Annotated in this window: 21 protein-coding genes; 15 read left to right on the top strand and 6 right to left on the bottom strand. The window is 69.6% G+C overall.

All coding sequences use genetic code 11. From position 1 onward, the window contains the following. Positions 1-133: 133 nt before the first annotated feature. Positions 134-742 (top strand): XRE family transcriptional regulator, encoded by a 609-nt coding sequence (locus tag AOK15_RS16630; RefSeq protein ID WP_240508455.1) that lies wholly within the window; start codon positions 134-136, stop codon positions 740-742. Between the two features lie 920 nt (positions 743-1,662). Here the strand turns inward: AOK15_RS16630 and AOK15_RS16635 are convergent. Next, positions 1,663-2,328: a site-specific integrase gene (locus tag AOK15_RS16635; RefSeq protein ID WP_240508453.1), complete on the bottom strand. Its 666-nt coding sequence runs from the start codon at positions 2,326-2,328 to the stop codon at positions 1,663-1,665. Between the two features lie 282 nt (positions 2,329-2,610). Between AOK15_RS16635 and AOK15_RS42205 the strand changes: the two genes are divergently transcribed. The 3 genes from AOK15_RS42205 to AOK15_RS16645 all read left to right on the top strand — a co-directional run bounded on the left by AOK15_RS42205 (position 2,611) and on the right by AOK15_RS16645 (position 4,850). Next, positions 2,611-2,745 carry an excalibur calcium-binding domain-containing protein gene (locus AOK15_RS42205; protein ID WP_079058526.1) on the top strand — a complete coding sequence of 45 codons (135 nt, stop codon included), beginning with the start codon at positions 2,611-2,613 and terminating at the stop codon, positions 2,743-2,745. A 752-nt stretch (positions 2,746-3,497) separates the two neighbouring features. After that, positions 3,498-4,055, top strand: coding sequence for a hypothetical protein (locus AOK15_RS16640; RefSeq protein ID WP_055517506.1), 558 nt, complete (start codon positions 3,498-3,500; stop codon positions 4,053-4,055). Positions 4,056-4,184: 129 nt separating this feature from the next. Then, positions 4,185-4,850: a class F sortase gene (locus AOK15_RS16645; protein WP_079058527.1), complete on the top strand. Its 666-nt coding sequence runs from the start codon at positions 4,185-4,187 to the stop codon at positions 4,848-4,850. Between the two features lie 308 nt (positions 4,851-5,158). Here the strand turns inward: AOK15_RS16645 and AOK15_RS16650 are convergent, their stop codons facing one another. The 3 genes from AOK15_RS16650 to AOK15_RS16660 form a co-directional block, all read right to left on the bottom strand. After that, the gene (locus AOK15_RS16650) at positions 5,159-6,025 is read right to left on the bottom strand and encodes a tyrosinase family protein (RefSeq protein WP_055517508.1); all 867 of its coding nucleotides are present in this window, start codon (positions 6,023-6,025) and stop codon (positions 5,159-5,161) included. Then, on the bottom strand, positions 6,009-6,536 hold the full coding sequence (locus AOK15_RS16655) for a tyrosinase cofactor (protein ID WP_240508454.1): 528 nt from the start codon (positions 6,534-6,536) through the stop codon (positions 6,009-6,011). Before AOK15_RS16655 ends, AOK15_RS16650 begins: the two co-directional genes overlap by 17 nt. Positions 6,537-6,776: 240 nt before the next feature. Beyond that, entirely contained in the window at positions 6,777-7,058 is a 282-nt protein-coding gene (locus tag AOK15_RS16660) for a hypothetical protein (protein ID WP_063798996.1), read from the bottom strand. Between the two features lie 563 nt (positions 7,059-7,621). Here AOK15_RS16660 and AOK15_RS16665 point away from each other — a divergent pair. Genes AOK15_RS16665 through AOK15_RS16705 form a run of 9 tightly spaced genes read left to right on the top strand, consistent with a single transcriptional unit; the run spans position 7,622 to position 18,193 of the window. Beyond that, entirely contained in the window at positions 7,622-8,758 is a 1,137-nt protein-coding gene (locus AOK15_RS16665) for a hypothetical protein (protein WP_055517513.1), read from the top strand. A gap of 46 nt (positions 8,759-8,804) precedes the next feature. Further along, positions 8,805-9,986, top strand: coding sequence for a glycosyltransferase (locus tag AOK15_RS16670; protein WP_055517515.1), 1,182 nt, complete (start codon positions 8,805-8,807; stop codon positions 9,984-9,986). Continuing rightward, complete coding sequence (locus tag AOK15_RS16675) at positions 9,983-11,410, top strand: exopolysaccharide biosynthesis polyprenyl glycosylphosphotransferase (protein ID WP_055517518.1); 1,428 nt, start codon at positions 9,983-9,985, stop codon at positions 11,408-11,410. The genes AOK15_RS16670 and AOK15_RS16675 overlap by 4 nt, the downstream gene beginning before the upstream one ends. 4 nt (positions 11,411-11,414) lie before the next feature. Then, complete coding sequence (locus AOK15_RS16680) at positions 11,415-12,776, top strand: O-antigen ligase family protein (protein ID WP_055517520.1); 1,362 nt, start codon at positions 11,415-11,417, stop codon at positions 12,774-12,776. Beyond that, positions 12,767-14,557, top strand: coding sequence for a lipid II flippase MurJ (locus AOK15_RS16685; RefSeq protein WP_055517522.1), 1,791 nt, complete (start codon positions 12,767-12,769; stop codon positions 14,555-14,557). Before AOK15_RS16680 ends, AOK15_RS16685 begins: the two co-directional genes overlap by 10 nt. Beyond that, on the top strand, positions 14,541-15,305 hold the full coding sequence (locus AOK15_RS16690; protein WP_079058523.1) for a polysaccharide deacetylase family protein: 765 nt from the start codon (positions 14,541-14,543) through the stop codon (positions 15,303-15,305). The genes AOK15_RS16685 and AOK15_RS16690 overlap by 17 nt, the downstream gene beginning before the upstream one ends. Before the next feature lies 1 nt (position 15,306). Beyond that, positions 15,307-16,458: a glycosyltransferase gene (locus tag AOK15_RS16695; RefSeq protein WP_055517527.1), complete on the top strand. Its 1,152-nt coding sequence runs from the start codon at positions 15,307-15,309 to the stop codon at positions 16,456-16,458. Beyond that, positions 16,455-17,114 carry a YveK family protein gene (locus AOK15_RS16700; protein ID WP_055517530.1) on the top strand — a complete coding sequence of 220 codons (660 nt, stop codon included), beginning with the start codon at positions 16,455-16,457 and terminating at the stop codon, positions 17,112-17,114. The genes AOK15_RS16695 and AOK15_RS16700 overlap by 4 nt, the downstream gene beginning before the upstream one ends. Beyond that, positions 17,111-18,193 carry a GNAT family N-acetyltransferase gene (locus tag AOK15_RS16705; RefSeq protein WP_055517532.1) on the top strand — a complete coding sequence of 361 codons (1,083 nt, stop codon included), beginning with the start codon at positions 17,111-17,113 and terminating at the stop codon, positions 18,191-18,193. Before AOK15_RS16700 ends, AOK15_RS16705 begins: the two co-directional genes overlap by 4 nt. 46 nt (positions 18,194-18,239) lie before the next feature. Here AOK15_RS16705 and AOK15_RS16710 read toward each other — a convergent pair whose 3' ends face one another. Further along, positions 18,240-19,592 (bottom strand): glycoside hydrolase family 26 protein, encoded by a 1,353-nt coding sequence (locus AOK15_RS16710; RefSeq protein WP_055517534.1) that lies wholly within the window; start codon positions 19,590-19,592, stop codon positions 18,240-18,242. Positions 19,593-19,795: 203 nt separating this feature from the next. Here AOK15_RS16710 and AOK15_RS16715 point away from each other — a divergent pair, with 203 nt between their 5' ends. Both AOK15_RS16715 and AOK15_RS16720 read left to right on the top strand, forming a co-directional pair. After that, positions 19,796-21,052, top strand: coding sequence for a carboxylate--amine ligase (locus tag AOK15_RS16715; RefSeq protein WP_055517537.1), 1,257 nt, complete (start codon positions 19,796-19,798; stop codon positions 21,050-21,052). Beyond that, complete coding sequence (locus AOK15_RS16720; RefSeq protein WP_055517539.1) at positions 21,052-22,305, top strand: NAD(P)-binding domain-containing protein; 1,254 nt, start codon at positions 21,052-21,054, stop codon at positions 22,303-22,305. The genes AOK15_RS16715 and AOK15_RS16720 overlap by 1 nt, the downstream gene beginning before the upstream one ends. A gap of 68 nt (positions 22,306-22,373) precedes the next feature. Here AOK15_RS16720 and AOK15_RS48315 read toward each other — a convergent pair. Further along, positions 22,374-22,509 (bottom strand): LPXTG cell wall anchor domain-containing protein (locus AOK15_RS48315; RefSeq protein ID WP_157870271.1); only part of this gene is annotated, 136 nt, incomplete at its 5' end.

The raw sequence follows: 22,509 nt of genomic DNA on the forward strand, positions 1-22,509 counted from the left end.
GTCAGCCGGTCTCTCACCCAGACAGCTAGCCCTGAGAGTCGGAGTCTCCGGGAAGACGGTGGAACGGTGGATCACCAATGACGAACTGATTCCCCACGCACGGAACCGGGAAGACGCTTGCAAGGCATTGGGAGTGGATGAGGAAATGCTCTGGCCCAAGGCAGTGAAGGAACGAATCAAGACGGGCGGAGACAGGGAGATCCTTCACAGCTACCCATATCGATCTGCCTGCCCCTCCAATGTCTGGGGAGAACTGACAGAGCAAGCCACAGATGAACTGTTCTTCGCCGGATACACGAACTACTTCCTGTGGACCCAGGTACCGGACTTCCCTGGAATCCTGCGCCGTAAGAAGCAGGAGGGGTGCCGTATAAGGTTCCTTCTGGGAGACCCCAATGGAGAAGTGACCAGGCAGCGGGAAACCATCGAGGACGTAGCCCTTACCGTCAGCACCCGAATCAGGATCACACTGGAGAACCTGGAGAAGCTGAGGGACCTAGAAGGGATTGAGGCTCGGTTCTCTTCCCCGGAAGATGCCGTCAATCACGTATCCCTCTCCGTGTTCCGCTTCGACAGTGAAGCACTGGTCACACCCCATCTGGCCAGGCTGGTTGGGCATGACTCACCCCTACTTCATCTGCGCCGTATCGGGGATGGGGGCATGTTCTCCCGGTTCTCCGACCATGCAGAAGAACTGTGGGAGAGGGCTGCTCCTATCCAGTCGGAGAAAACAACGGCCTAGGCCCAAGGAATCACTACTTAGTGCGGGGTAACTCTGCACTAGTGCGGGTTATGGGGCTGTAAGTACGGACTAGTGACTAAGCACCCGCTTACCCTCCGGTCATCCCTACCCCACCACTCCATCCGGGTATGTGACGTAGAGCACACCTATGTATGGTGGAATTTTTAGGGGACTCACCTCCACCTCCACGGCGCCATTTAATAACCCCCGGGTTGCCCTACTTTGTCCACCAGGAATTGAACACGTTCGAGAATCCTCTGACCTGCAAGGACTCTGGACCATCTGAATTCACGGGAATGGGCGGAGAGGGGAGAGGGCGGGGGTCTCTGTTCTCTATTGATAAGGGCTCTGGATATCTCCATATGGGCAGGCCAATACGGGACCGGAGAGAAGGCAGCACAGTCCATCTCTCGACAGGCCAGACACTCGGCACCAGTGCACCCCTGCTCTACCCCGTGCGTGTCCGTCTCCAGGGCTGTGGGGACAGGGCTGGACCGAGGAGATCAGGGCAGGGGAGATAGGCCAGGAGAGAGGCGTACAGAGGTTTCCCCTGGTCAGGCATGGCAGCGGACAGGGCCGCTGCACACCAGGCAGACAGGGGAGGCAACTTCACTAGAGAGTCCTACGCAAGGTGCCTGGTGGGGTGTTGAGGGGTAGTCAGGCCACGTTTCCGCAGGTTAGAGTCTTGGCTAGTCACGTTGCCTTCTAAGCGCTTGGCCGCAGGTTCGAGTCCTGCCGGGGGCGCCCACTCCCCGCCCTCCTCCGGGAGGGCATTTTTGCTGGTCAGACGCTATCCGGGAGCCCGACAGAAAGTCCCGGACCCCCTCCCGTCGCCGAGGGCGGGATTCCGAGGCTGTACGGCTGTCAGCGGGTTTCTGCGGGTCGCCGTGTCGAATACGTGTCGAAGTTTTCGGCGCCCCTCAGGGCATCTTCGGAGCAGTTCCGAGCGAGTCGGCGCGCTGCTCGTCGGAAGGCTTCGGCAGATCCCCAGCGGCTTCGAGCCGCCGTTTCAGGTCAGGAAGCTGCCCGTCGATCCACCGGGCATAAGTGGCGAGCAGCACGGGCACGCTGTTGCCGACCCACTCGGCGACCTGAGCGGCCGGTATGCCGTCATTGAGCCACTTGGTGAGACGCGTATGGCGGTTGTCGTAGACCCGCTTGCCGGTCGGCGAGTCGAAGGCGTGCGAGGGCAGCACGGCTTGCCGGGCGCCGCGCCAGGCGTGACGGATGACGGATGACGGATGACGGATGACGGATCCTGCGAGGATGCCGCCGTTCTCGCCCTGAAAGAGGAGATCACCGGGCTTCAGCCGCTCGTCCTCGATGTGCTGCCGCAGGACGCGGGTCAGGGCGGGGTGCCCAGGCACCGTACGCGTGTCTCCCTCGGCCCGGCCCTTGAGGTCGCGCCGTTCATGGATCTCCCCCGTGTCGGTCCACTGCTTGCCGACTTCCAGCGCGACGGTGTGGATCACCAGTTCGCACCACTGGTCGGCGGCATCGACGGCCGGCAACCTCACGTCCGCCACGCACATGGCCACGGCCTCTTCCGGACGTGGCCCGCAGTAGTACAGCGTCGCGAAGAACACGTGCGGCCGCTCGCCGCTCCGGGACCGCTTCCGGATGCACTGGGACCTCGGCGGCAAGAACCTCTCAAGCTCCTGCACAGCCTTCGTGGACGGGTTCGCCACCACCGCCCACGACACGGTTCGCATCCTCGACGCCCACAGCGACACCGTCTCCATCAGGTTGGAGGCCACGCAGACCGACGGCTCACTTCGGATCTTCGAAGGCACCTACACGGTCCACCGCGGCACGATCGTCGCGGCTGACGTACGCGACGTGACCGGGCCGGAGCCGCAACCCAGCGAATCCTCCCCCAGTACGAAAACTGCGACGAGGCACGAGCAGCGGGCGCCGCACCCCTCTATCAGGGCGAGCCTGGCTACGCGCCACATCTCGACCGAGACGGCGATGGCGTGGCCTGCGAACCGTATCCACCGTGACTCACAGGCGCTCACCGTCCAAAGCCGCCCGACGGCCCTCCGGCCAGACCAGCAGATCGGTGAGCGCACCACCACCCGCACCAGATCGAGCGGGGAACAGCGGGGAATCACCGTGAAGGAAGCCAAGCCGATGAGGCATCAGCAGCCGTTCGCCCAGGTCCGCTCCCCAACAGGCCCCAGAAACCCGCAGCTTCCCAAACTGAGGGCTCAGGCACCGTCGTCACGGTGCTGCCGTCGTGGCCTGCTCTGTTCGACGGCACCGACATACGACCACCATCCGCGGCACGAGCCCACGACCCCTGACCAGCAAAAACCCAGCTCACCAAGACCCCTACACCTGTGGGTTGTCCGCTGGTAGGGCGCTCGTTGCTGTGCTGAGGCCGTCTCTAAGCGTCTGTGCTGGGGCCGTCTCTAGGCGTCAAGGTCCTGCACGGATCGACGATCCACGAGCCTCACGGTCACGCGCCGCGCAAGAGGCTGAATCACCGGCAGCGACAGACACAGGACATTCTGGATCACCCAGGAGACGGCCGATGGTCCCTTTGTCGCCCGTGCGGTGCATTCTTCCGCCCTCGCCCTCAGGAGCGCTCACCTGCGTAAATGATCAAGAAGTACGTCGGCTGGGTCTGGCCGGATGGACCATCCGTCCGTATGACGTGTTGCAGCCCTGACGACCCGTCGGTTTCATCGTGAACGGAGAACAACACGGTGCCGCGCACTCCTGCCGGCCACTGCTTCCTGGGAGGAACTTCATGCGTTTCAAGTGCGTAGGCGCCGGCATCGGACTGGTTCTCGGTGCCGTCGGTCTCTCGAGCCCGGCCGCAGCAGCCGCGAACGGCCCCATCGGTGATCCAGGAATGCACATCAGCCCGAGACACGCCGCCCCGGGCTCCACCGTCACGGTCAGCACCAGAGCCTGCGGCTCGGAGACGTATGGGAAGGGCGAGTCTGAGGCAGGAGGCAAGTTTCACCTCTTCCCAGGCGACCAGCAGGGTGTACTGACCGGCGAGTTCAAGGTGCCGGACGACACCGAGGCCGGCAGTTACACCATCACCCTGAAGTGCCCGCCGCGAGTCAAGATCACGGGTACGTACTGGGTCGGCACCGGCAATCCCAGCGGAGCGATCGACGCAGGCTTCGGGGTGGCGAAGGACAAGGGCACGCAACTCGCCCTCGGGGCGGTTCTGCTCGCCGGAGCCGCCGCCGGAGGCGCGCTCAAGAGGCGCCGCCGCCCGGCCGGTGCCCGCGCTAGGCGCTCTGCCCTGCCAGCCCAGCCTCAGGGCCCGTGTCGGTCCGGGGCTCGAGGATAACCCCGCTTTCACTCACTTCGGCCGCGAAGCGGAGGCTCCACAGCGATGGAACCCGGATACGAGCCCGCCGGTCCTTCTCCCTTCTTCACCCCTTCCACCAAGTTTCTCGCCTGCGCTCTCCTGGCGGGCATGGCACTGGTGATCACGGCGCTCCGGAGCGAAGAGCCTCCGCAACCGTCGGCCGCGCAGTCCTTCTCCTCCTCCGTACGCCCCGTCCCCAGCAGCACCGCCTCGGCCCGGTACCCCTCTGCGCTGGCCCTGCCCCCGTCGGCTCCGGTCCGGCTGCAAATCCCCGCCATCGGCGTGAATGCCCCAATGACGGAACTGACCCTCGACGAGACCGGAGCACTGCGCCCACCCTCGGTCAAGATGCCCGGCTTCGCCGGATGGTACGGCGCCGGCACGACTCCCGGCTCAATGGGGACAGCCGTCACGACGGGACATGTCGACACGCCGAATGGCCCCGGGGTCTTCTACCGCCTCGGAGCACTGGCCAAGGGCGACACCATCAAGATCATGAGGGCAGACCGGCGGACAGCCGTTTTCACGGTCGACGCTGTGGAGCTCTACGACAAGGAGGCGTTTCCGGATGAGAAGGTCTACGGCAGCTCCTACCGGCCCGAACTACGCGTGATCACCTGTGGGGGTCAATACGCCGAGGAAACCGGCTACCAGGGAAATATCGTGGTCTACGCGACGCTGACCGCAGCGGGGAACGATGGCAGTGCCGCTGAGCAGGCTGAGGTTCGTCCGACCCGGCCTCCGCCTCCACCTCCGGGAACGCCTTCGCGGTGAGCTCGCGCATCGCGCGGGTCTTCCGCTCCACCGGAAGTCTGCTGGAGCACCAGTGGCGGGTGCGTTCGCGGCCGACCGACGGCGTTGAGGCAGGTCTCCCCAGCCGTGTGAGCGGTGGCGGGAGCCGTTGTCGGACAGCAGCCGCTCGACCGTGATCCCGCACTCGGTGAAGACGCCGTGGGCCCACTGTCAGTTCATCGGCAGCCCCTTGGGCGACGCGGTTGTCACCGCCCCTCCGCCGTCGCGCGCGAAGCGGAGCCAGGACGGATCAAACCCGTGGGCGGCCCGTCCACAGGCGGTCGTGCCTGCTACACGTAGCGGTAGACCGCGCTGTGATCCTCCAGTTCGTCCGGAGTCACGTCCCACGGCGGCATCCTCTCGTGCCGCGCGACGATCCTGCCGTACTGAGCGTCCCTCGGGCCGGGGGGCTTCGCGGGGAGATAGCGGGCTTTCCGGTGCCGTCGCTGCCAGCGGGACCACACCAGGTCGACGAAGGCGTGGTGCATCCAGAAGACGGGGTCGTTGACGGAGGCACCGCTCACCATGTGGCCGCCGACCCACCGGTGGACCCGGTTGTGGTTGCGCCAGGACACGGCGCCGCGCCCCGGCCCCCACCCCTCCAGCTTGTTGCGGAACCCCTTGGCCGACCTGGAGTTCCAGGGGGCCGTGTCGTAGACCGGGTCCGCGAGGGCGTCCTCCACGTCCCTGGCCGTGGGCAGAGCCATCGGGTCCCGTGGACGGCCCAGGTCCCGCATGAGGTACTCGACGTCGGTGATCCCCTCCTTGATGGTCCACCGGCCGTGGCGATAGGCGAAGGGACCGGTCATGACCTGCCGGTCGGAACGCCGACCGGTGCCACCGAGAAGGTCCTCGGTCCACGGCACGGCCGTCGAGGCACGGTCGCGTGTCCAGTCCCAGTACGGCACGGTCACCGACTCGTCCACGCGGCGCAGCGCCCTCTCCATGTCCAGCACGAACCTGCGGTGCCAGGGCAGGAAGGAGGGTGCCATGTGGGCCGTGCGCCGGCCGTTCTCGCCGTCGGGAAGGAAGTACTCGATGTGCATACGGACGAACTCGTCGTACTCACCACGGCGTTTGACCTCGATCAGCGCGGCGACGAACCGGCGCCGCTCGGCACGGGTGAGTGTGCCGACGTCCCTACGCGTGTACACCATTTCGGTGATCCCCTTCGATTCCCTGACCGCCGCTCGGCGTACCGCCGTCGTCCGTACGGCTACCGATTCCGCTTGGCGCGCCCAAGCGCGCGGTGGGGCCGAGTTCGTCCACTGCGGCGCGCGCCGCGGCGAGTGGCGTCGGATACGACTGGTAGTGGTCGACCATGGTCATCCAGCTGCCGTCGACGCGGCGCATGAGGTGCAGCGGCCGCCCGTCCACGGTGACGTGCCATCCGCCGGAGGCGTCGTCGCCCAACAGCCCGCCGTCGTCCGCGACGACGACGATGGTCCGTCCGCGATACCTCTCCCGGAAGCATGCTCTCTCCGCCCCGGTCGTCCCCGATGCCACCAAGAACGGAGCGAGTGCCACCCCGGCCACTGACGCGGACACCCCCCGCAGCATGTGCCTCCGCCCGACGAACTCCGTGGTGTCGACGGCGAGCGACGAGCAACCGGCCGCGGTGTCCACTGACTCGGTCACCGCTTTTCCGGGACTCGGTCGGATCCTCATTCTGGACCTCATACTCGACTTGCACGTCGGCATCAAAATCCTCCACCACATCCAAGGATCCCCGAATTCCTCACACATCACCTGAACAAGAAATTTCAGCACCGGGATTTCAGGCAAACGGGCAACACGGAGGCCGACACCGCACACGCGGAATCGGCCTCTGTGGAGCAACCACCGGGAAATGCCTGAAACGCCGGGTCAAGACGCGGCCAGCATCGCGGCCGGGGACGTTCTCACTGTCTACTGCGGCAGACCGCCCAGCAGCGTGGTGCCGTTACCCAGGGCGGTGGACGTGCGTTCAACCGTGGTCAGCAGCGCCCCCCTCTTCTTCCCCTTCCTCTTGCCGTCCAGCGCGCCTGCCTTCAGCGACTGCGCCTGGCCGGGGTCCTTGTCGAGCGTCCTCATCGCCTTGTTGAAGCTCGGGTGCACCACCTCGGTGGCGTTCTGGGCGAACGCGGGCGCGGCGGCACCGGCGATGATCAGGGACCCGGTAACGACGGCAGCGGCTTTCAGCGACTTCATGCGCGTTCCTTCCTTCGGCAAACTGGGCAGCAGGGGCGGACTCTGACATTCAGCACAACGAGCGCCGACCGGTCTGGAAACCCGCGTGCGGGAGATCGCCGAGTACTCATATGAAACCTCTGAAGGATTTGCCTCCGAAAGCCGGGAGGGTCCACCAGAAAGATCGGAAACCTACGCCGACGCGGTTCGACCAGCGGCCCTCACCCGCGCCACCGAGCCTGCCGCCCCGCCTCCCCGCCGACCCGTCGACCCGTCGACCCGTCGAGGCCTACGGACGCGACACACGTAGCCGCGGACCATGCGCCTGGGGCCCGCCTTCAAGCGGCGCGGTCACTCGGCGGGGTGCCCGACGTCGCGTCAGACGCGGCTCGTTCCGGAGGCTACGGCCGGTGAAGGGAAACCAGAAAGCCCCCTACTTCACCAATCCGACACACTTGCACCGTTTGATTAGTTTATGACCACTGACGGCTAGAGTTGCGCACGCCTGGACGCGTCCCCACAGCACGCCCATGCCTTCTCCCTCCCTCTGGCACTTTCGCCTTCCCGAAAGGACAGCGCCGGTCATGCGCAACTCCCTAGCCCTTTTGCTGCGCCGCACGACGGTGGGCGCACTCGCACTCGCCGGGATGTGGGCACCCCCCACCGGCGCCCTGGCGGCCGCGCCTGTCACAGCCTCCGCGCGGGAGGCCGGCAGCATCCCCTTCACCCAGCGGTACCGCGCCCTCCAGCACGGCGGGATCGTCCGCGCGGCCAACGTCTCCATCACCTGCCGTACACCACGGTCGAACGACCGGTTCTCGCCGTCCACAGCACCTTCCTGCCCAACCGCCCGGAAGGGCGCGACCGGGGTGAACGGTGACTTCGACATGACGTACGTCGACGTCGACAAGGACCCGAACACCTACAACTCCTCCCGCGCGGAGGTCCTCGTACCCAAGGGCTCGCGGGTCAGCTACGCACGGCTGTACTGGGGCGGCAACCTGCGCGTCGGCGAACAGAAGCCGCCCAAGGACAATGGACGGGTGCTGGTCGCCGAACCAGGCGGTGAGTACAAGGAGGTCCTCGCGGACACGGTCGTCGGCCACCGTGTGGCGCACGGTGCGGACGCTTTCCAGGCCTCGGCAGACGTCACGAGACTGGTGCGGAAGAGCGGGCCCGGTCTGTACACCGTGGCACAGGTCAATGTCGCGATGGGGAGGTCGACGGCCGGCGCGTGGGGTGGCTGGACGCTGGTGGTGGCGTACGAGAACCTGAAGCAGCCGTTGCGTCACCTCGCCGTCTGGGACGGCTTCAACGCGCTGAAGTCCGGTGCGAGGCAGGATGTCCGGCTGCGCGGGATGCGTTTCCCGGCGGGCGCGGGCGGCCGAGCGGGCCTGGTGACGTACGACGGCGACCATGGCGCGACCGGCGACACCTTCACCCTCACGACCACCCGCGCACCCCGACGCACCAAGGCCACCGCCCTCACCAACTCCGCCAATCCCCGCAACGACGTCCTGAACTCCACGATCAGTGAACCGGGAGCGTCGAAGCCGAAGCGGGTGCCGGCGTACGCCCCCACCCTCGGCTACGACTCCGATGTGTTCGATCTCGGAACGGGCCTGCGCCGCGGTGGCGATCAGTTGGCCTTCCGAGTCGTGTCACAGCGGGACCGGGTCTGGGCCGGCGTTCTCTTCGTCGCCGTCGACGCCCAGCGGTAAGGCGCCTCCTCCCGTCCCGAGCGTCCCGCGAGCGAGGAGATGACACATGCACACGTCAACAACTGACCCTCGGCCGCGGGTCCTGCACCTCACTCAGCCCGTGGAAGGCGGAGTCGCCCGCGTCGTGACGGACCTGGTGCGGGCGCAGCTCACGGCCGGCCTGGCCGTCACGGTGGCCTGCCCCGACGGGGCACTCACCACACGCCTCCGGCAACTGGGGGCGGACGTACGGCACTGGCACGCGACGCGGTCACCGGGTCCGTCGCTCGTGCGGGAGGTACGACATCTCGCCCGCGTGATCGATGACGTGCGCCCTCATCTCGTGCACGCGCACAGCGCGAAGGCCGGGCTCGCCGGACGGCTCGCCGTCCGGGGGCGGATCCCCACCGTGTTCCAGCCGCACGCCTGGTCGTTCGAGGCCACTGGAGGGGCCGCCTCAGCGCTCGCGCGGGTCTGGGAGCGGTGGGGGGCACGTTGGGCCTCCCAGGTGGTGTGCGTGAGTGAGGCGGAACGCATGACCGGCATGCACGCCGGGATCAGGGGACCGTGGAGCGTCATCCCCAACGGTGTCGACCTACAGCGCTTCCGCCCCGCGTCCGCCGGTACCGTACGGGCCGGGCTGAGGCCGTTGCGCGATGTCGATCCCGCCGCGCCGCTCGTGGTCTGTGTGGGGCGGCTGTGCCGGCAGAAGGGCCAGGCCGTACTGCTGAGAGCGTGGAGTTCCGTGGCCCGGCGGGTGCCCGACGCGCGTCTCGTCCTGGTCGGCGACGGGCCGGACCGCGACCGGCTTCGGGCGTACGCGCCGAGATCCGTGCTTTTCACGGGCGCGGTCGCCGACGTCGTCCCCTGGTACCAGGCCGCGGATCTCGTCGTTCTGCCGTCCCGTTGGGAGGGCATGGCGCTGGCCCCGCTGGAAGCGATGGCCTGCGGTCGGCCGGTGGTGGTCACAGACGTCGACGGAGCCCGCGAGAGCCTGCCCCTCTCCCTCGCGCCCCACTGCCTGGTCCCGCCAGAGAACCCGGCGACGCTGGCCAGGGCCCTTACCGAACTTCTGCTCGACCCGCCGCTGCGCGCATCACTCGGCCGCCAGGGGCTCCAGTACGTCCTGTCCTCGCACGATGTGCGGCACACCGCCGAGGCGGTCACGGACGTCTACCGCCATCTGATCGGCGTGCGACCCGATCCCCGCGTCGCACCCCCGCAGCATAGGGAGTCCATCCACCCGTGACCGCGCACAGCACCATCTCCTCCCCCGCCACACACCCCCGCGAACACGGATCCCCGCCCTTCTCGGTCATGCCGTCGCGCGGGGCCGTCCCGAGTGCCCCACGCCCCGTCGGCAGGCCGCGGCCCCCGGGGGCGGCGTCACCGGTATCGCTGCTCGTCGCGGACGGCGCGGCCGCCCTGCTGGGTGCCCTGACACTGACCGGGCCTCAGCTCCATCCGCCCGCCCTGGCCTTGCTGGCCGCGTTGGTGCTGCTGCGTCCGCATCGTACGCGCCCGCCGCTACCGGGCGTCCTCGACGAACTGCCCGCCATCTGTGGCCGCATCGCGGTCGCCTGGCTGGCGCTCGCCGCGCTGACGGCGGCCTACCGGCCGGAGCACGCATTGTCCGCCCGTACCCTGCTGGTGGGCTTCGCCGTGCAGGCCGCGGCGAGTTGCGCGCTACGCGGCATGGTGCACACGTGGTGCCGCTCCGCGCTGCTGCGCAACCCCGGCGCGACACTCGTCATCGGCCCGGCGGCGACCGCGCAGCGCGTGGCCGCCGCCGTGCTGCGCCACCCCCGATGCGGGCTACGGCCGGTGGGAATCGTGGCCGAACAGCAGGACGGCGCCGGGGACCTGCCGGTTCTGACCACCCGTGAAGAGGTCGCGAGGGCGGTCGTCCAGAACGGCGTTCGGGCGGCGTTGGCCGTCGACCCCTCCGTACGGTTCCAGCAGGGACCGCTGCTGAGCGCGCTGGCCGATTGGGGCTGCACGGTGTGGGAGGTGGACGCGGACTCTCCGTCGTACGCGACGAAGGACCGACTGGCCGGGTTCTCCTGCCGGCTTCTGCAGAGGTCCACGACGCCACTCGCCAGCGCGGGCAAACGAGCGTTCGACATCCTCGTGTCGGCGACGCTACTTCTGCTGGTCAGTCCCCTGTTGCTGGTGTGCGCGGTGGCACTGCGGATCACCGACGGGCCGGGGGTGGTGTTCCGGCAGGAGCGCATCGGCAAGGACGGAAAGCCGTTCACGCTGTTGAAGTTCCGCACCCACCGTCCCCTCGACGAACACGAGGCGGCGACCCGGTGGAGCGTGGCGAACGAACGCGAGATGCGCGGTTTCTGCCGCATGCTCCGGCGCACCTCGCTCGATGAGCTCCTCCAGTTGTGGAACGTGCTGCGGGGCGACATGAGTCTGGTCGGGCCTCGGCCCGAGCGCCCCTACTTCGTCGGACAGTTCAGCGAGTCCTACCCCGGCTACGCGGCTCGCCACCGTATGCGGACCGGCCTCACCGGCCTCGCCCAGATCCATGGACTGCGCGGCGACACGTCCATCGAGGACCGCTTCCGGTTCGACAACGTCTACATCGACAACTGGTCGCTGTGGCAGGACGTGTGCATCCTGTTGCGCACCGTGGGCACGCTGACGCGCCCGACAGGAAGCTGAGCGCATGAGCCTCGCAGTCACACCGCTCGTGCGCCGCGGCGCCGCCCTGACGCCGGTCCTTACCGTGGTGGCCGTGCTCGCCCTGCTGGCCCTGCCACTCGACCCGCGCAGCGAGGGCGGCCCTGGTCCAGCCGACGCGATGTCCGCATTCCTGGTGCTCTTCTGTGTGGTCCGCCTCGTACGCGACCGGCGACGCCCCTTGCCACGTGCGGCCGCCGTGGTGCTGGGCCTGCCGGTCCTCGGCCTGGCCGTCGCTGCCCTGGGGGCATACTCACCCGAGGCCGGGATCACCGGCATGGGCCGGTATCTGCAGATCTTCGTGCTCGTCCCGGCGGCGGTCCTGCTGTTGATCCGCAGCCAGGGCGACTTCCGGCTGCTGGCCTGGTCGTTCGTGGCGCTCGCGGGCTGGCAGGGCGCCGTCGGAGTGCACCAGTACGTCACCCGGACCGGCGCCTCCTTCCAGGGCGAGCAGATCCGGGCGGTCGGCACGTTCGGGCCGCAGGACGTGATGGGGATGGCGACGGTGGTGGGCGTCGGCCTCGTGTGCGCGTTCGCCCTCGCGCTCGGGCGGACGTCCGTACGAGAACGGGCAGTCGCCTTCGCGTGCGCGTTGGCGCTGCTGCTGCCGCTCGCGCTGTCCTTCAGCCGGGGCGCGTGGATCGCGACGGCTGTGACCTGCACCGTGCAGCTGGCCCTGACCGGGTTGCGGCGCGCGCTCAAGGTGGCTGCGGCCGTAGTCGCGGCGGGCGTGGTCCTGGTGGGCGGTCTCGGTGTCGGCACAACGCTGCTGGAGGAACGGATCAACAGCATCGCGCAGGTCGCCGACGCCCCCGACCAGTCCGTCGCCGACCGGTACGCGCTGTGGGCGGCCGCGACCGACATGTGGCGCGAACACTCCCTGACCGGCGTCGGGTTGAAAGGGTTTCCCGAGTACCGGGACGCGTACGCCTCGCTGACGCTGTCGTCGGGCAGCGACACCGACGGCGCGGGGGCCGCGTACCGGAGGCAGCCACTGCTGTCACCGCACAGCATGTACCTGCTGGTGCTGAGCGAGCAGGGCCTGCTCGGGCTGATGGCGTTCGCCGGGAGCTGGCTGACGCTGCTGGTGTGTGCGCTGCGGGCGACCGTGCGGGCACGCGCGTCGGGGCCGCACGGCATCGACTGCGGGCTGGTCGCCTGCGGACTGCTGGTCTGGCAGCTCACCGACTTCGCGTACGCCGACATCGGCGGCCCCTCCACCGTGCTGGCCGCCGTGGCCCTCGGGATGGTGGCGTGGTGGGCGCTGGCCGGGAACGGCAAGGCGCAGGCCGCCCCAGCGGTTCCGCTACCCGCGAACGCGCCTGAAAGCGTGACGCGATGTCCATGACGCCGCAGACTCCGCATGCGCCCGTTTCCGGGACCGACACGGCGACCGTACCCGCGGCGCGGGCAGCCACGCAGGACGTGGCCGGCACCGTCTCCCCTGCGGCCTCCGGGAAGTTCATCGCGAGGGCCACCCTGATCACGGCGTCGCTGTCGGTCGCCGGGGCGCTGCTCGGTCTGGTGCGGGATCAGACACTGGCCCAGCTCTTCGGAGCGGGCATCGAGACGGACGCCTTTCTGGTCGCGTGGACCGTACCGGAGTTCGCCGCCACGCTCCTCATCGAGGACGGCCTGGCCATCGCGATGATCCCGGCTTTCAGCCTGGCCCTGGCCCGGCGCGCCCAGGGTGCCTCCGGCGACCCGGTCCGCTCCCTCGTCACCGGCACCCTGCCCCGCCTGTGCCTCGGCTTCGTCGCCGTGTCCGCGCTGATCATCGTAGGAGCCCGCTACCTGGTCGAGGCACTGGCGCCCGGCCTCCCCGACCCGGGTCTCGCCGCCGACTGCACCCGGCTGACAGCGACCTGTGTACTGAGCTTCGGGCTCGCCGGGTACTGCAGCGCGGCTCTGCGGGCGCACCGTCGCTTCCTGGCCCCCGCCACGATCTACGTGGCGTACAACACCGGCATCATCACCGCGATGTTCCTGCTCGGCGAGCGCTGGGGCGTGCGATCGGCGGCGGCCGGCGTGGCGATGGGCGGCTGCCTGATGGTCGCGGCCCAGCTGCCCTCCCTGCTGCGTCTGTTCAGGGCCCGACGCCCAGCCGCTTCCGGCAGCGACGTCGAAGTACGCCCGATGAACCTCGCCCTGATCAGCAGTGTTCTCATCTTCGCCATGTGCCGCCAGTCCCAGGTACTGATCGAACGCCTCCTCGCCTCCACCCTTCCCGCCGGGGCCATCTCGCACCTCAACTACGCGCAGAAGGTGGCCCAGATCCCGATGACGCTGTCGCTGATGCTGTGCACTGTCACCTTCCCGGTGATCGCGCAGGCGCTCGCCGACGGCGACACCGAACGGGCTCGCGCCCGTGTGGAGCGGGACCTCGCCCTGGCTTGCCGCCTGGTGCTCTTCGGCGCGGCGGCAGTGGTCGCCTGCGCGCCGCAGATCATCGAGATCCTGTTCCAACGAGGGGCGTTCACCGGGCAGGACACGATGGTGACGGCGAGAGTCCTGCGTGTGTACGCCCTCGGGCTCCTCGGCCAGACCCTGGTGGGCGTACTGATCCGCACCTATTTCTCTGCCGGGCGGCCCACCTGGTACCCGATCGGCGCCATGACCGCGGGTGTCATCGCGACCACCTGGATCGGGGTGGCGACCGTGGGCACCTGGGGTGTCCTGGCGATCGCCGCCGCCAACGCCGCCGGCATCACCGTCACGGCCGCCCTGCTGCTCGCCGGCATCACGCACAGGCGTGACGGGCGCGTCAGTCCCGTCGGCGCACCGCGAGCGGGAAGACTCGCGGGACCGAACTCGTTGGTCTCCTCGACCTGGACCGCGGCCCGACGTCGTGCCGCGCAGCTCAGCGGGCAACGCGAGGTCCCCATCCGTACCCGGGATGTGCTGTCCGATCTGGGTAAGCCGCTGCGGGCGGCGGCGCTCGCCACGGCGGCGGGGGCGTTCACCTCCAGCGCGCCGGACTCCCCGGTGCTGGGTTTCGCGGTCGGCTGCGTGACCGTGACCGCCGTTTTCCTCCTCCTCGAACTGGCTCTGGACGCCCAGGGCCGCACATTCGCGCTCCATTCCGTAGGTGCCGTCACTCGGAGGCTGAGGCATGGCCGTTCCAGTTGAACTTGTCGGCACGGACAGACGCCCCGCCGGGCGCCCCCGGCCCGTCCCGTGGGTGGCGATGTACCACTCCGTGGGCGACTGCTCCGACGACCCGTACCGCATCACGGTCACGCCCGAGCGGCTGGAGCGGCAGCTGGCCTGGCTGTGCCGGCACCGGCTGCGCGGTGTGTCCCTGCGCGAACTGGTCGCCGCCCGCGCCCGGGGCAAAGGGCGGCGCCTGGTCGGTCTCACCTTCGACGACGGATACGCCGACTTCCTGGCCAACGCTCTGCCGGCGTTGCGCCACTGGAACTGCGGTGCCACCCTCTTCGTCCTGCCCGCGCGGCTCGGGGGCGTCAACGTCTGGGACTCGCTCGGCCCGCGCAAGCCGCTGCTGTCCGCGGACGGCGTCCGGCAGGTCGCCGACGCGGGCGTGGAGATCGGTTCGCACGGGCTTACGCACATCGATCTCACCAGGGCCGACGACGCCACCTTGACGGCCGAGGTCGCTGACAGCAGGGCACTGCTCACGGAGCTGATCGGTGCTCCGGTCGACGGTTTCTGCTACCCGTACGGCACCATCGACCGCCGCACCGTCGCCGCCGTACGCGAAGCTGGATACGCCTATGCCTGCGCCATCGACCCCGGCCCCCTGACCGGCCCGCACGCCCTCCCCCGTCTGCACATCGGTCAGAACGACACAGCCTGGCGGCTGCACCTCAAACACCGGCTGCACCGGCTGCGCCGACGCCGCGTGGAGGGTGTGTGACATGAAAGCGCTGCACATCATCACCGGTCTCGGCGTCGGCGGTGCCGAACAACAGCTCCGCCTGCTGTTGCGGCACCTCAGCGTCGACTGCGAGGTGGTGACCCTCACCAACCCGGGCGCCGTCGCCGACGGGCTCGCTGCTGACGGAGTGCGCGTGCACCACCTCGGTATGGGCGCCAACCACGACCTGTCCGCGCTCCCCCGCCTCACCCGCCTGATCCGCACCGGTGGCTACGACCTGATCCACACCCACCTCTATCGCGCCTGCGTCTACGGCCGGTTGGCCGCCCGACTCGCCGGCGTCCGGGCCGTGGTCGCCACCGAACATTCCCTCGGCGACTCCCAGATGGAGGGCCGAAGGCTGACGGCAGGCGTCCGCGCGCTCTACCTCGCCAGTGAGCGCCTCGGCTCCGCCACGGTCGCCGTCTCCCCCGCGGTGGCCGACCGTCTCAAACGCTGGGGCGTGCCCTCCCCACGCATCGAGGTCGTTCCCAACGGGATCGACCTGGCTCGTTTCCGCTTCGACGCGTCCCGGCGCCACCACACCCGCCGTCGCCTCGGACTGCCGGAGGACGCCTACGTCGTCGGCGGGATCGGCCGCCTCACCGCGGGCAAGCGCTTCGACGTCCTCATCCGGGCGATGGCCCTGCTGCCGGACGACCACTGGTTGTTGCTGGTCGGTGGCGGCCCGGCGGACAACGTCCTGCGCCGTACCGCCCACGAGGCGGGCGTGGCCGACCGCGTCCTGTTCACCGGCGAGCGCCCCAACGTCCCCGACGCCTCCTCAGGCCCCGACGTGCCCTCGCTCGCGTTCGCCATGGACCTGCTCGCCTCACCGTCCCCGGAGGAAACCTTCGGGCTGGCGGTCGTGGAGGCCCTGGCGGCCGGCCTGCCCGTGCTCTACACATCCTGCCCGGCGATCGAGGTCCTGCCCGCGCAGGCCGCCACCGGTGCCCTACGCGTGCGTGGCGGCCCCGAGGCGTACGCCCGTGCCGTCGCCGCAGTGCGCGCGGCCGGCCCGCGGGCCCGTACGGCTGCGGACGCCGCGCACCACTACAGCATCTCCCACAGCGCTGCCCTACTGATGGACGTGTACACGGCAGCGGTGTCCCACTCCATGCCCCCCTCACTCCAGGAAGCCGGTTCGTCATGACCGACACCCCCACTCGATTCCGTCGGCAGCCCGTCCAGCCGGGCCGAACCGGCCTCCTGCGGCCCTGGTTGCTGCTCGCGACCGGCATGCTCGTCGGTGGCCTGGCCGGCGGTGCCTACGGCGTCCTCAAGGCCCCGACCTACACGGCGACCAGCTATGTCGTCGCCGTACCCATCGAGAACTCCGACCCGGGCTCAGCTCTCGGCTTCGCACAGGCATACGGCCGCACCGCCACGCAGCTCGCGGTGCTCGACGACGCGCAGTCGTCGGCGGGCGTGCCGGCACGAACGCTGCGGCGGAACGTGCGGACCGCCACCTCACCGGACGCGCCGATGATCGCCGTCTCGGCCACCTCCCCACGCCCCGGCCTCGCCTCCGGCATGGCCAACGCCGTCACCCGCGCGCTGACCCGCCACGCGAACAAGACCAAGTACAGCACCCACGTCGAACTCGTCCCGTTCTCAGAGGCGGTGCGGCCGGTGGAGCCGACATCCGCGTCACCGATGGTGACCGGCCTGGTCGGCACGAGCGCGGGCGGCCTGCTGGGCGGCCTGGCGCTGCTCGTCCGGCCGAAGCGGACGGAAAGCGACGGTACCGCCCTCCCCGCGGCGGTGCCCGGCCCGGCCGCAGCCGTCGACGTACGCGGACAGCTGTGACGACGCCGTACACCACGGAACTGGTCACCGACGCGCGGGCCTTCGCCGACGTGGCCCCCGGTTGGGGGCGACTGTACGAGCGGTGCGGCGCGGCGACCCCGTTTCAGCACCACGCCTGGTTGCACTCATGGTGGCTCTCGTACGGCAGGCCCGGCCGGCTGCGGCTTGTGCTCGTGCGCGAGGGCAGCGAACTCGTGGCCGCCGCGCCCTTGATGCTCCGGCGCGGCCCGGTGCCCAGGCTCGTACCACTCGGCGGGGCGATCTCCGACTACGGGGACGTCCTCATCGACGACGAGCGCGCGGACCGGGCGGCCGCCGTGCTGGCCGAGGCGCTGTCGGCCGCGGCCCGCACCGCGCTCATCGACTTCCGCGAGGTGCGGCCGGGCGGAGCGGTCGAGCACGTCTACGAGCGCTGGAGCGGGCCGCGCCACCGGCTCCAGGACTCACTGTGCCTGGAGCTGCCCGCCGTGCCCATGGACGAACTGGTGTCCCGGCTGGCCTCCGGCAAGGCCCAACGGATCCGCGCCAAGCTGCGCAAACTGAGGTCGCTCGGCGTGGAGCGGCACGTCGTACCGTCGGACCGGGTGGGCCCGGCGCTTCAGCGGCTGCTCGAACTCCACCGGCTGCAGTGGCAGGGCCGGAACGTGACGCCGGAACACCTGCAGACACGCTTCTGCGAGCACCTGACGCGCTCAGTGGGGCCGATGGTGAGTTCCGGCGACGCCGTGGTCACCGAGTTCCGGCTCGACGGCGACGTGGTGGCCGTGGACCTGACACTGCTGTCGCCCCGGCTCGCGGGGGGCTACCTGTACGGCGCCCACCCACGCCTGCGGGAACGCAAGGCGGACGTGGCGGTGATGCTCCTCGACGCCTGCACTCAGCACGCGGGTAACGGGAGACTGCACCGGCTGAGCCTGCTGCGCGGCGACGAGCCCTACAAACACCACTGGCGCCCCGACCCCATCACCAACCGGCGTCTGCTGCTGGCCCGGCGGCGCACGGCCCCGCTGATGTCGGCGGTGGTCGGCGACGTGGCCGTGCGGCGGCGGGGCAAGGAGTTTCTGCGTCGCTTCCGATAGCGGCCGCTGGCGGCGGGGCCCGCGCGGGTCCCGCCGCAAGTGGTCGCTATCGAGCCTCCAACCACAAGTCGAGACGCAGGCACAGCCGTCCGTCGAGCCAGTACTCGCCCCAGTCACCGAGGCGTAGCGGCGGGCAGTTCCTGGGGGACGACGGCGTGGTGGACGCGGGCGGCACGGAAGGCGTGGGCAGGGTCGCCGGTTCACCCGTACGGCCGAAAAGGGCGGACCGGTAGACCAGGGAAGATCTGGGATTGTCCGCACACTGCCAGACTCCGTGCGGGCAGTAGTCGGTCAGTGTGTTGTACAACGGCTTGTGCTCGTCGATCCAGGCGAGCATCCTCCGCATGTATTCGGCGTTGTCACCGTTACGGAAGAGTCCCCATTCGGGATAGGAGATGGGCTTGTTATGGGATTTCGCGAAATCCACTTGCGCTTGCAGCCCGTACGGTTCTGTCACCTGCTCGTCGAAGGAAACTCCTCGTGGCTGGTCGTACGAGTCCATTCCGATGATGTCGACCGTGTCGTCCCCGGGGTAGCACTGCGTCCAGGGAACGGCGTCCCGGCCCCGACTCGGTGTGAAGTCGAACCGGAATTCCTGGCCCGGAACCGAACGCATGGTGGTGACGATCCTGTTCCAGTACGACTTCCATGCCGTCGGGTCGGGTCCACAGCGATGGGTGTAGGTCGTGCCGTTCATCTCCCAGCCGAGCACCAGTACCGTGTCCGGCACGTCCAACGCGACCAGCCGCTCGGCGAGTGCGCGGAAGTGATGGTCGAAGTGCCCGGCCGCGCCCTGCCGCAGCAGCGACCTCACCTCGGCGTCGGAGAGACCCTCCTCGTTGCGCTCCTGCATGGGCACGTTGAGGACGAAGATCCGGTCGTCCTTCGCCGTGCGCCAGCGCGCCCACGGCGCGAGGAAACGGTGCGTGCCCTCGATGTTGCTCCAGCGGTCCCCCGGCAGATAGGTGTGGCCGACGCGCAGTTCGGCGCCACCCAGCCACCTGCTGAGTCCCGTCATGGCGTACACGCCCCGGACTCCGGAGTCGAGGAAGGCACCGAAGGCGGGGCGCTCACCGCCGGGCGACGAGGCCGGCGGGGCGGCGGCCGAAGAACTCGACGTGGCCGGCTTCGACAGCGCGGTGAGAGGCGGGGGCGTGAGGCCCGGAGCGACCGCGGATGTCTGCGGTGACTTCGGCGACTGCGGCGCGACGGGTGGGTCGACCGCAGGCAGCGTCGACACAGTCGGCGCCGGGGTGGCCGCCAACGGAGCGGGAGAACCGGCGATGGGCCCCGTCCCCGCCGCGAAGCCGGTGCCGGAGGCCAGCGCGGCCGAAATGGCGACCACCGCCGCGACGACGGCCGGTCGCCTGGTCCGGGCCCGACACTGCTGTAGAACCATGTCTGCTCCGCTCTCCGCACTCCTGCTGTTTTCAGCCTTGGCGTTTCCACTGCCACTGTTGGTTTTCTGTGCCGCTCTCCGCATTACTGACACCCCGCATTACTGACATCCAGTCACATGAAATGACGTGACGCCACTGTGGTTACGACTTTCGAGTGCCTCGCTCGCCCGCACGGGTGAGCCGATCCGAAGGAGTGAGGTCCGTGCAGCTGCTCGACACCCGCGTCCCCGCCGTTCTACTGCGGATCGACCGGAATTTCTTTCACCACGGAACGCTGGGCGCTGTTCGTTCGCTCGGCAGAGCGGGAGTGGAGGTGCATGTGGTCGCCGATTCCACGGCAAGCCCCGTAGCCAGATCACGATTTCTACGGGAGATGCATCCCCCGCCGCCGCCCGGATCGTCCCCACGCGAGATCGCCGCCGCGCTGCGTCGGGTGGCCACCCGGATCAGGCGGCCCGCCGTCCTGGTCCCGATGGACGACGCGAGCGCGGTCGCCGTGGGCCGTATGCGTGAGGAACTCGCGCCCTCCTATCTGCTGCCCTCGCCCGGCACTCTGCCCGAACGCGCTGCCGACAAGGCCGACCTGGCCGCCCTGTGCGCGTCCCTGGACATCGCGCACCCGGTGACCCTGGTCCCGGACAGCCCGGCGGACGCCGCCGAGGCCACCTGGCGGCTGGGACTTCCGCTGGTGGCGAAGTGGAGCCGGCCCTGGCTCGTGCCCGCCGGCAGCACGCTGCGCAGCACGGTGCTGGTGAACTCCTCCCGGCAGGCCCGGGAGCTGTATCTGCGCACCGAGGAGGCCGGCAGCGCACTGCTGCTTCAGGCGTATCTGCCGCCGGGTCCGAACCGCGACTGGTTCTTCCACGGATACGCCGACCGCTCCGGTGCTGTGCGCGCGGGCGGGACGGGCCGCAAGCAACAGGCGTGGCCACGCGGGGCGGGCCTGACCGCCGTCGGCTGTTGGACGGCCAACCCACAGGTACAGGCACTCGCCGAGCGGCTCACCGGTGAGCTCGGCTACCGCGGCATCCTCGACCTCGACTTCCGCCGTTGCGGCGCGACGGGCCTCTACCACCTGCTCGACTTCAACCCGCGCCCCGGCGCCCAGTTCCGGCTGTTCTCCGACTCCGCCGGGCTGGACGTCGTACGCGCCCTGCATCTCGACCTGACACAACGTCCGCTGAAGGCGGCCGCACCACTGTTGGGGCGGTCGTACGTGGTGGAGAACTACGCACCGCTGGCCGCGCTGCGGCCCGCGCCGCGCGGACGCGAAATGGCCTGGCACGCCACGGACGACCCCGCTCCCGGCAGGGCGATGTGGTCCCTTTGGTGCCGCCACGTGCCCCGTCGGCTGCGGGAGCGGCTGCGCGCGGTCCGGTCGGCACCCGAATCGGCACGCGGAGCCCGTCAGGCTGCCGCACAGCCCCTCATCGACGACGAGAAAGCGAGCAGTTGCTGATGTACGACCTGCTGGTGGTGGGCGCAGGCCCATACGGCCTGTCCATCGCGGCGCACGCCGCGTCCGCCGGGCTGAACCTGCGCGTCCTCGGGCGGCCCATGGCGTCCTGGCGGGCCCACATGGCTCGCGGCATGTATCTGAAGTCCGAGCCATGGGCCTCCAACCTCGCCGCCCCTGACGGCCGTTGGCGTCTGGACGCGTACTGCGCGGCCGCTGGGCTCACGGCGCGTCACGCGGAGCCGATCCCGGTGGAGACGTTCGCCGCGTACGGCCTGTGGTTCGCGCGCAACGCCGTGCCCGAGGTCGACGAGCGCATGGTGAGCCGGGTGTCGGCCGGTCCGGTCGGCTTCGAGGCGGTCACCGAGGACGGAGAGGTGCTGCGCGCCCGGACGGTGGCACTGGCGGTCGGCGTCATGCCCTTCACGCAGGTGCCTTCCGTCCTGCGTGGCCTGCGTCCCGCACTCGTCACGCACAGCAGCGACCACCATGACCTCGGCCGTTTCCGCGGCATGGACGTCACGGTGATCGGTGGCGGCCAGGCAGCCCTGGAGACAGCGGCGCTCCTGGCCGAACAGGGCACACGCGTACGGCTGCTGGCGCGGGCGGAACAACTGCGCTGGAACGACGTACCGCCGCCCTTGCGGCGCCTGTGGTGGCAGTCGGCCCGCACCCCGCACAGCGGTCTCGGCTGCGGCTGGCGCAACTGGTTCTACGCCGAGCGTCCGGGCCTCTTCCGTCGCCTCCCCGAGGCGACCCGCACCCGTGTCGCGGCCACGGCGCTGGGGCCGGCGGGTGCCTGGTGGGTGCGGGACCGGGTCGAGCCGGTGGTGGAGACGATGCTCGGCCGCGAGGTCGTCGCGGCCCGTGCGGTGCCGGGCGGCGTACGGCTGGAGACGGTGAGCCGGACCGGGGAGCCGAGCTTCCTGGACACCGAGCACGTGATCGCGGCCACGGGGTTTCGCGCGACCCGCGACCGGCTCGGCCTGCTCTCCGAGGAGTTGCGCGCGAGCCTCACCACGACATCCGACGGGGCCCCCGCTGTCGGCCCGACGTTCGAGTCCTCGTGTCACGGACTGTTCCTGGCAGGCCTGTTGACGGCCTCCACGTTCGGACCCGCCATGCGCTTCGTCCACGGAGCGACCTTCACGGCGACAACGCTCGTACGAGGAGTGCGCCACCGACTGCGCACCGCCGCCCCGCCCGCCCGGGCGATCCCCGTGCCAATGGGACGCAGGCACGCAGAAGCCCCCTGAGAGACGCACCGTCTGCCAAGGGGCTGCCGGGTGCCGGAGATGCTTCCTCCGGCACCCGGAGCGGGACGCTATCGGCCGGACCCCGCCCGGCCTCGTCGATACAGGATGGCGCCGCTCGTCAGCAGCAGCGCGGCCATGCCCGACGCCGCCAGTACCTGCTCACCGGCGCCGGTCTCGGGGAGGGCGGGCGGTCGTGCCGCTGTC

The sequence above is a fragment of the Streptomyces ossamyceticus genome (genome assembly GCF_001418475.1).
GTDB lineage: Bacteria > Actinomycetota > Actinomycetes > Streptomycetales > Streptomycetaceae > Streptomyces > Streptomyces ossamyceticus.

Bases quoted from the DNA above. Each gene is read 5' to 3' on its own strand.
- AOK15_RS16640 (WP_055517506.1), top strand. From the start codon at position 3,498: ATGCGTTTCAAGTGCGTAGGCGCCGGCATCGGACTGGTTCTCGGTGCC.
- AOK15_RS16645 (WP_079058527.1), top strand. From the start codon at position 4,185: ATGGCACTGGTGATCACGGCGCTCCGGAGCGAAGAGCCTCCGCAACCG.
- AOK15_RS16650 (WP_055517508.1), bottom strand. From the start codon at position 6,025: ATGGTGTACACGCGTAGGGACGTCGGCACACTCACCCGTGCCGAGCGG.
- AOK15_RS16655 (WP_240508454.1), bottom strand. From the start codon at position 6,536: ATGAGGATCCGACCGAGTCCCGGAAAAGCGGTGACCGAGTCAGTGGAC.
- AOK15_RS16660 (WP_063798996.1), bottom strand. From the start codon at position 7,058: ATGAAGTCGCTGAAAGCCGCTGCCGTCGTTACCGGGTCCCTGATCATC.
- AOK15_RS16665 (WP_055517513.1), top strand. From the start codon at position 7,622: ATGCGCAACTCCCTAGCCCTTTTGCTGCGCCGCACGACGGTGGGCGCA.
- AOK15_RS16670 (WP_055517515.1), top strand. From the start codon at position 8,805: ATGCACACGTCAACAACTGACCCTCGGCCGCGGGTCCTGCACCTCACT.
- AOK15_RS16680 (WP_055517520.1), top strand. From the start codon at position 11,415: ATGAGCCTCGCAGTCACACCGCTCGTGCGCCGCGGCGCCGCCCTGACG.
- AOK15_RS16685 (WP_055517522.1), top strand. From the start codon at position 12,767: ATGTCCATGACGCCGCAGACTCCGCATGCGCCCGTTTCCGGGACCGAC.
- AOK15_RS16690 (WP_079058523.1), top strand. From the start codon at position 14,541: ATGGCCGTTCCAGTTGAACTTGTCGGCACGGACAGACGCCCCGCCGGG.
- AOK15_RS16695 (WP_055517527.1), top strand. From the start codon at position 15,307: ATGAAAGCGCTGCACATCATCACCGGTCTCGGCGTCGGCGGTGCCGAA.
- AOK15_RS16700 (WP_055517530.1), top strand. From the start codon at position 16,455: ATGACCGACACCCCCACTCGATTCCGTCGGCAGCCCGTCCAGCCGGGC.
- AOK15_RS16710 (WP_055517534.1), bottom strand. From the start codon at position 19,592: ATGGTTCTACAGCAGTGTCGGGCCCGGACCAGGCGACCGGCCGTCGTC.
- AOK15_RS16720 (WP_055517539.1), top strand. From the start codon at position 21,052: ATGTACGACCTGCTGGTGGTGGGCGCAGGCCCATACGGCCTGTCCATC.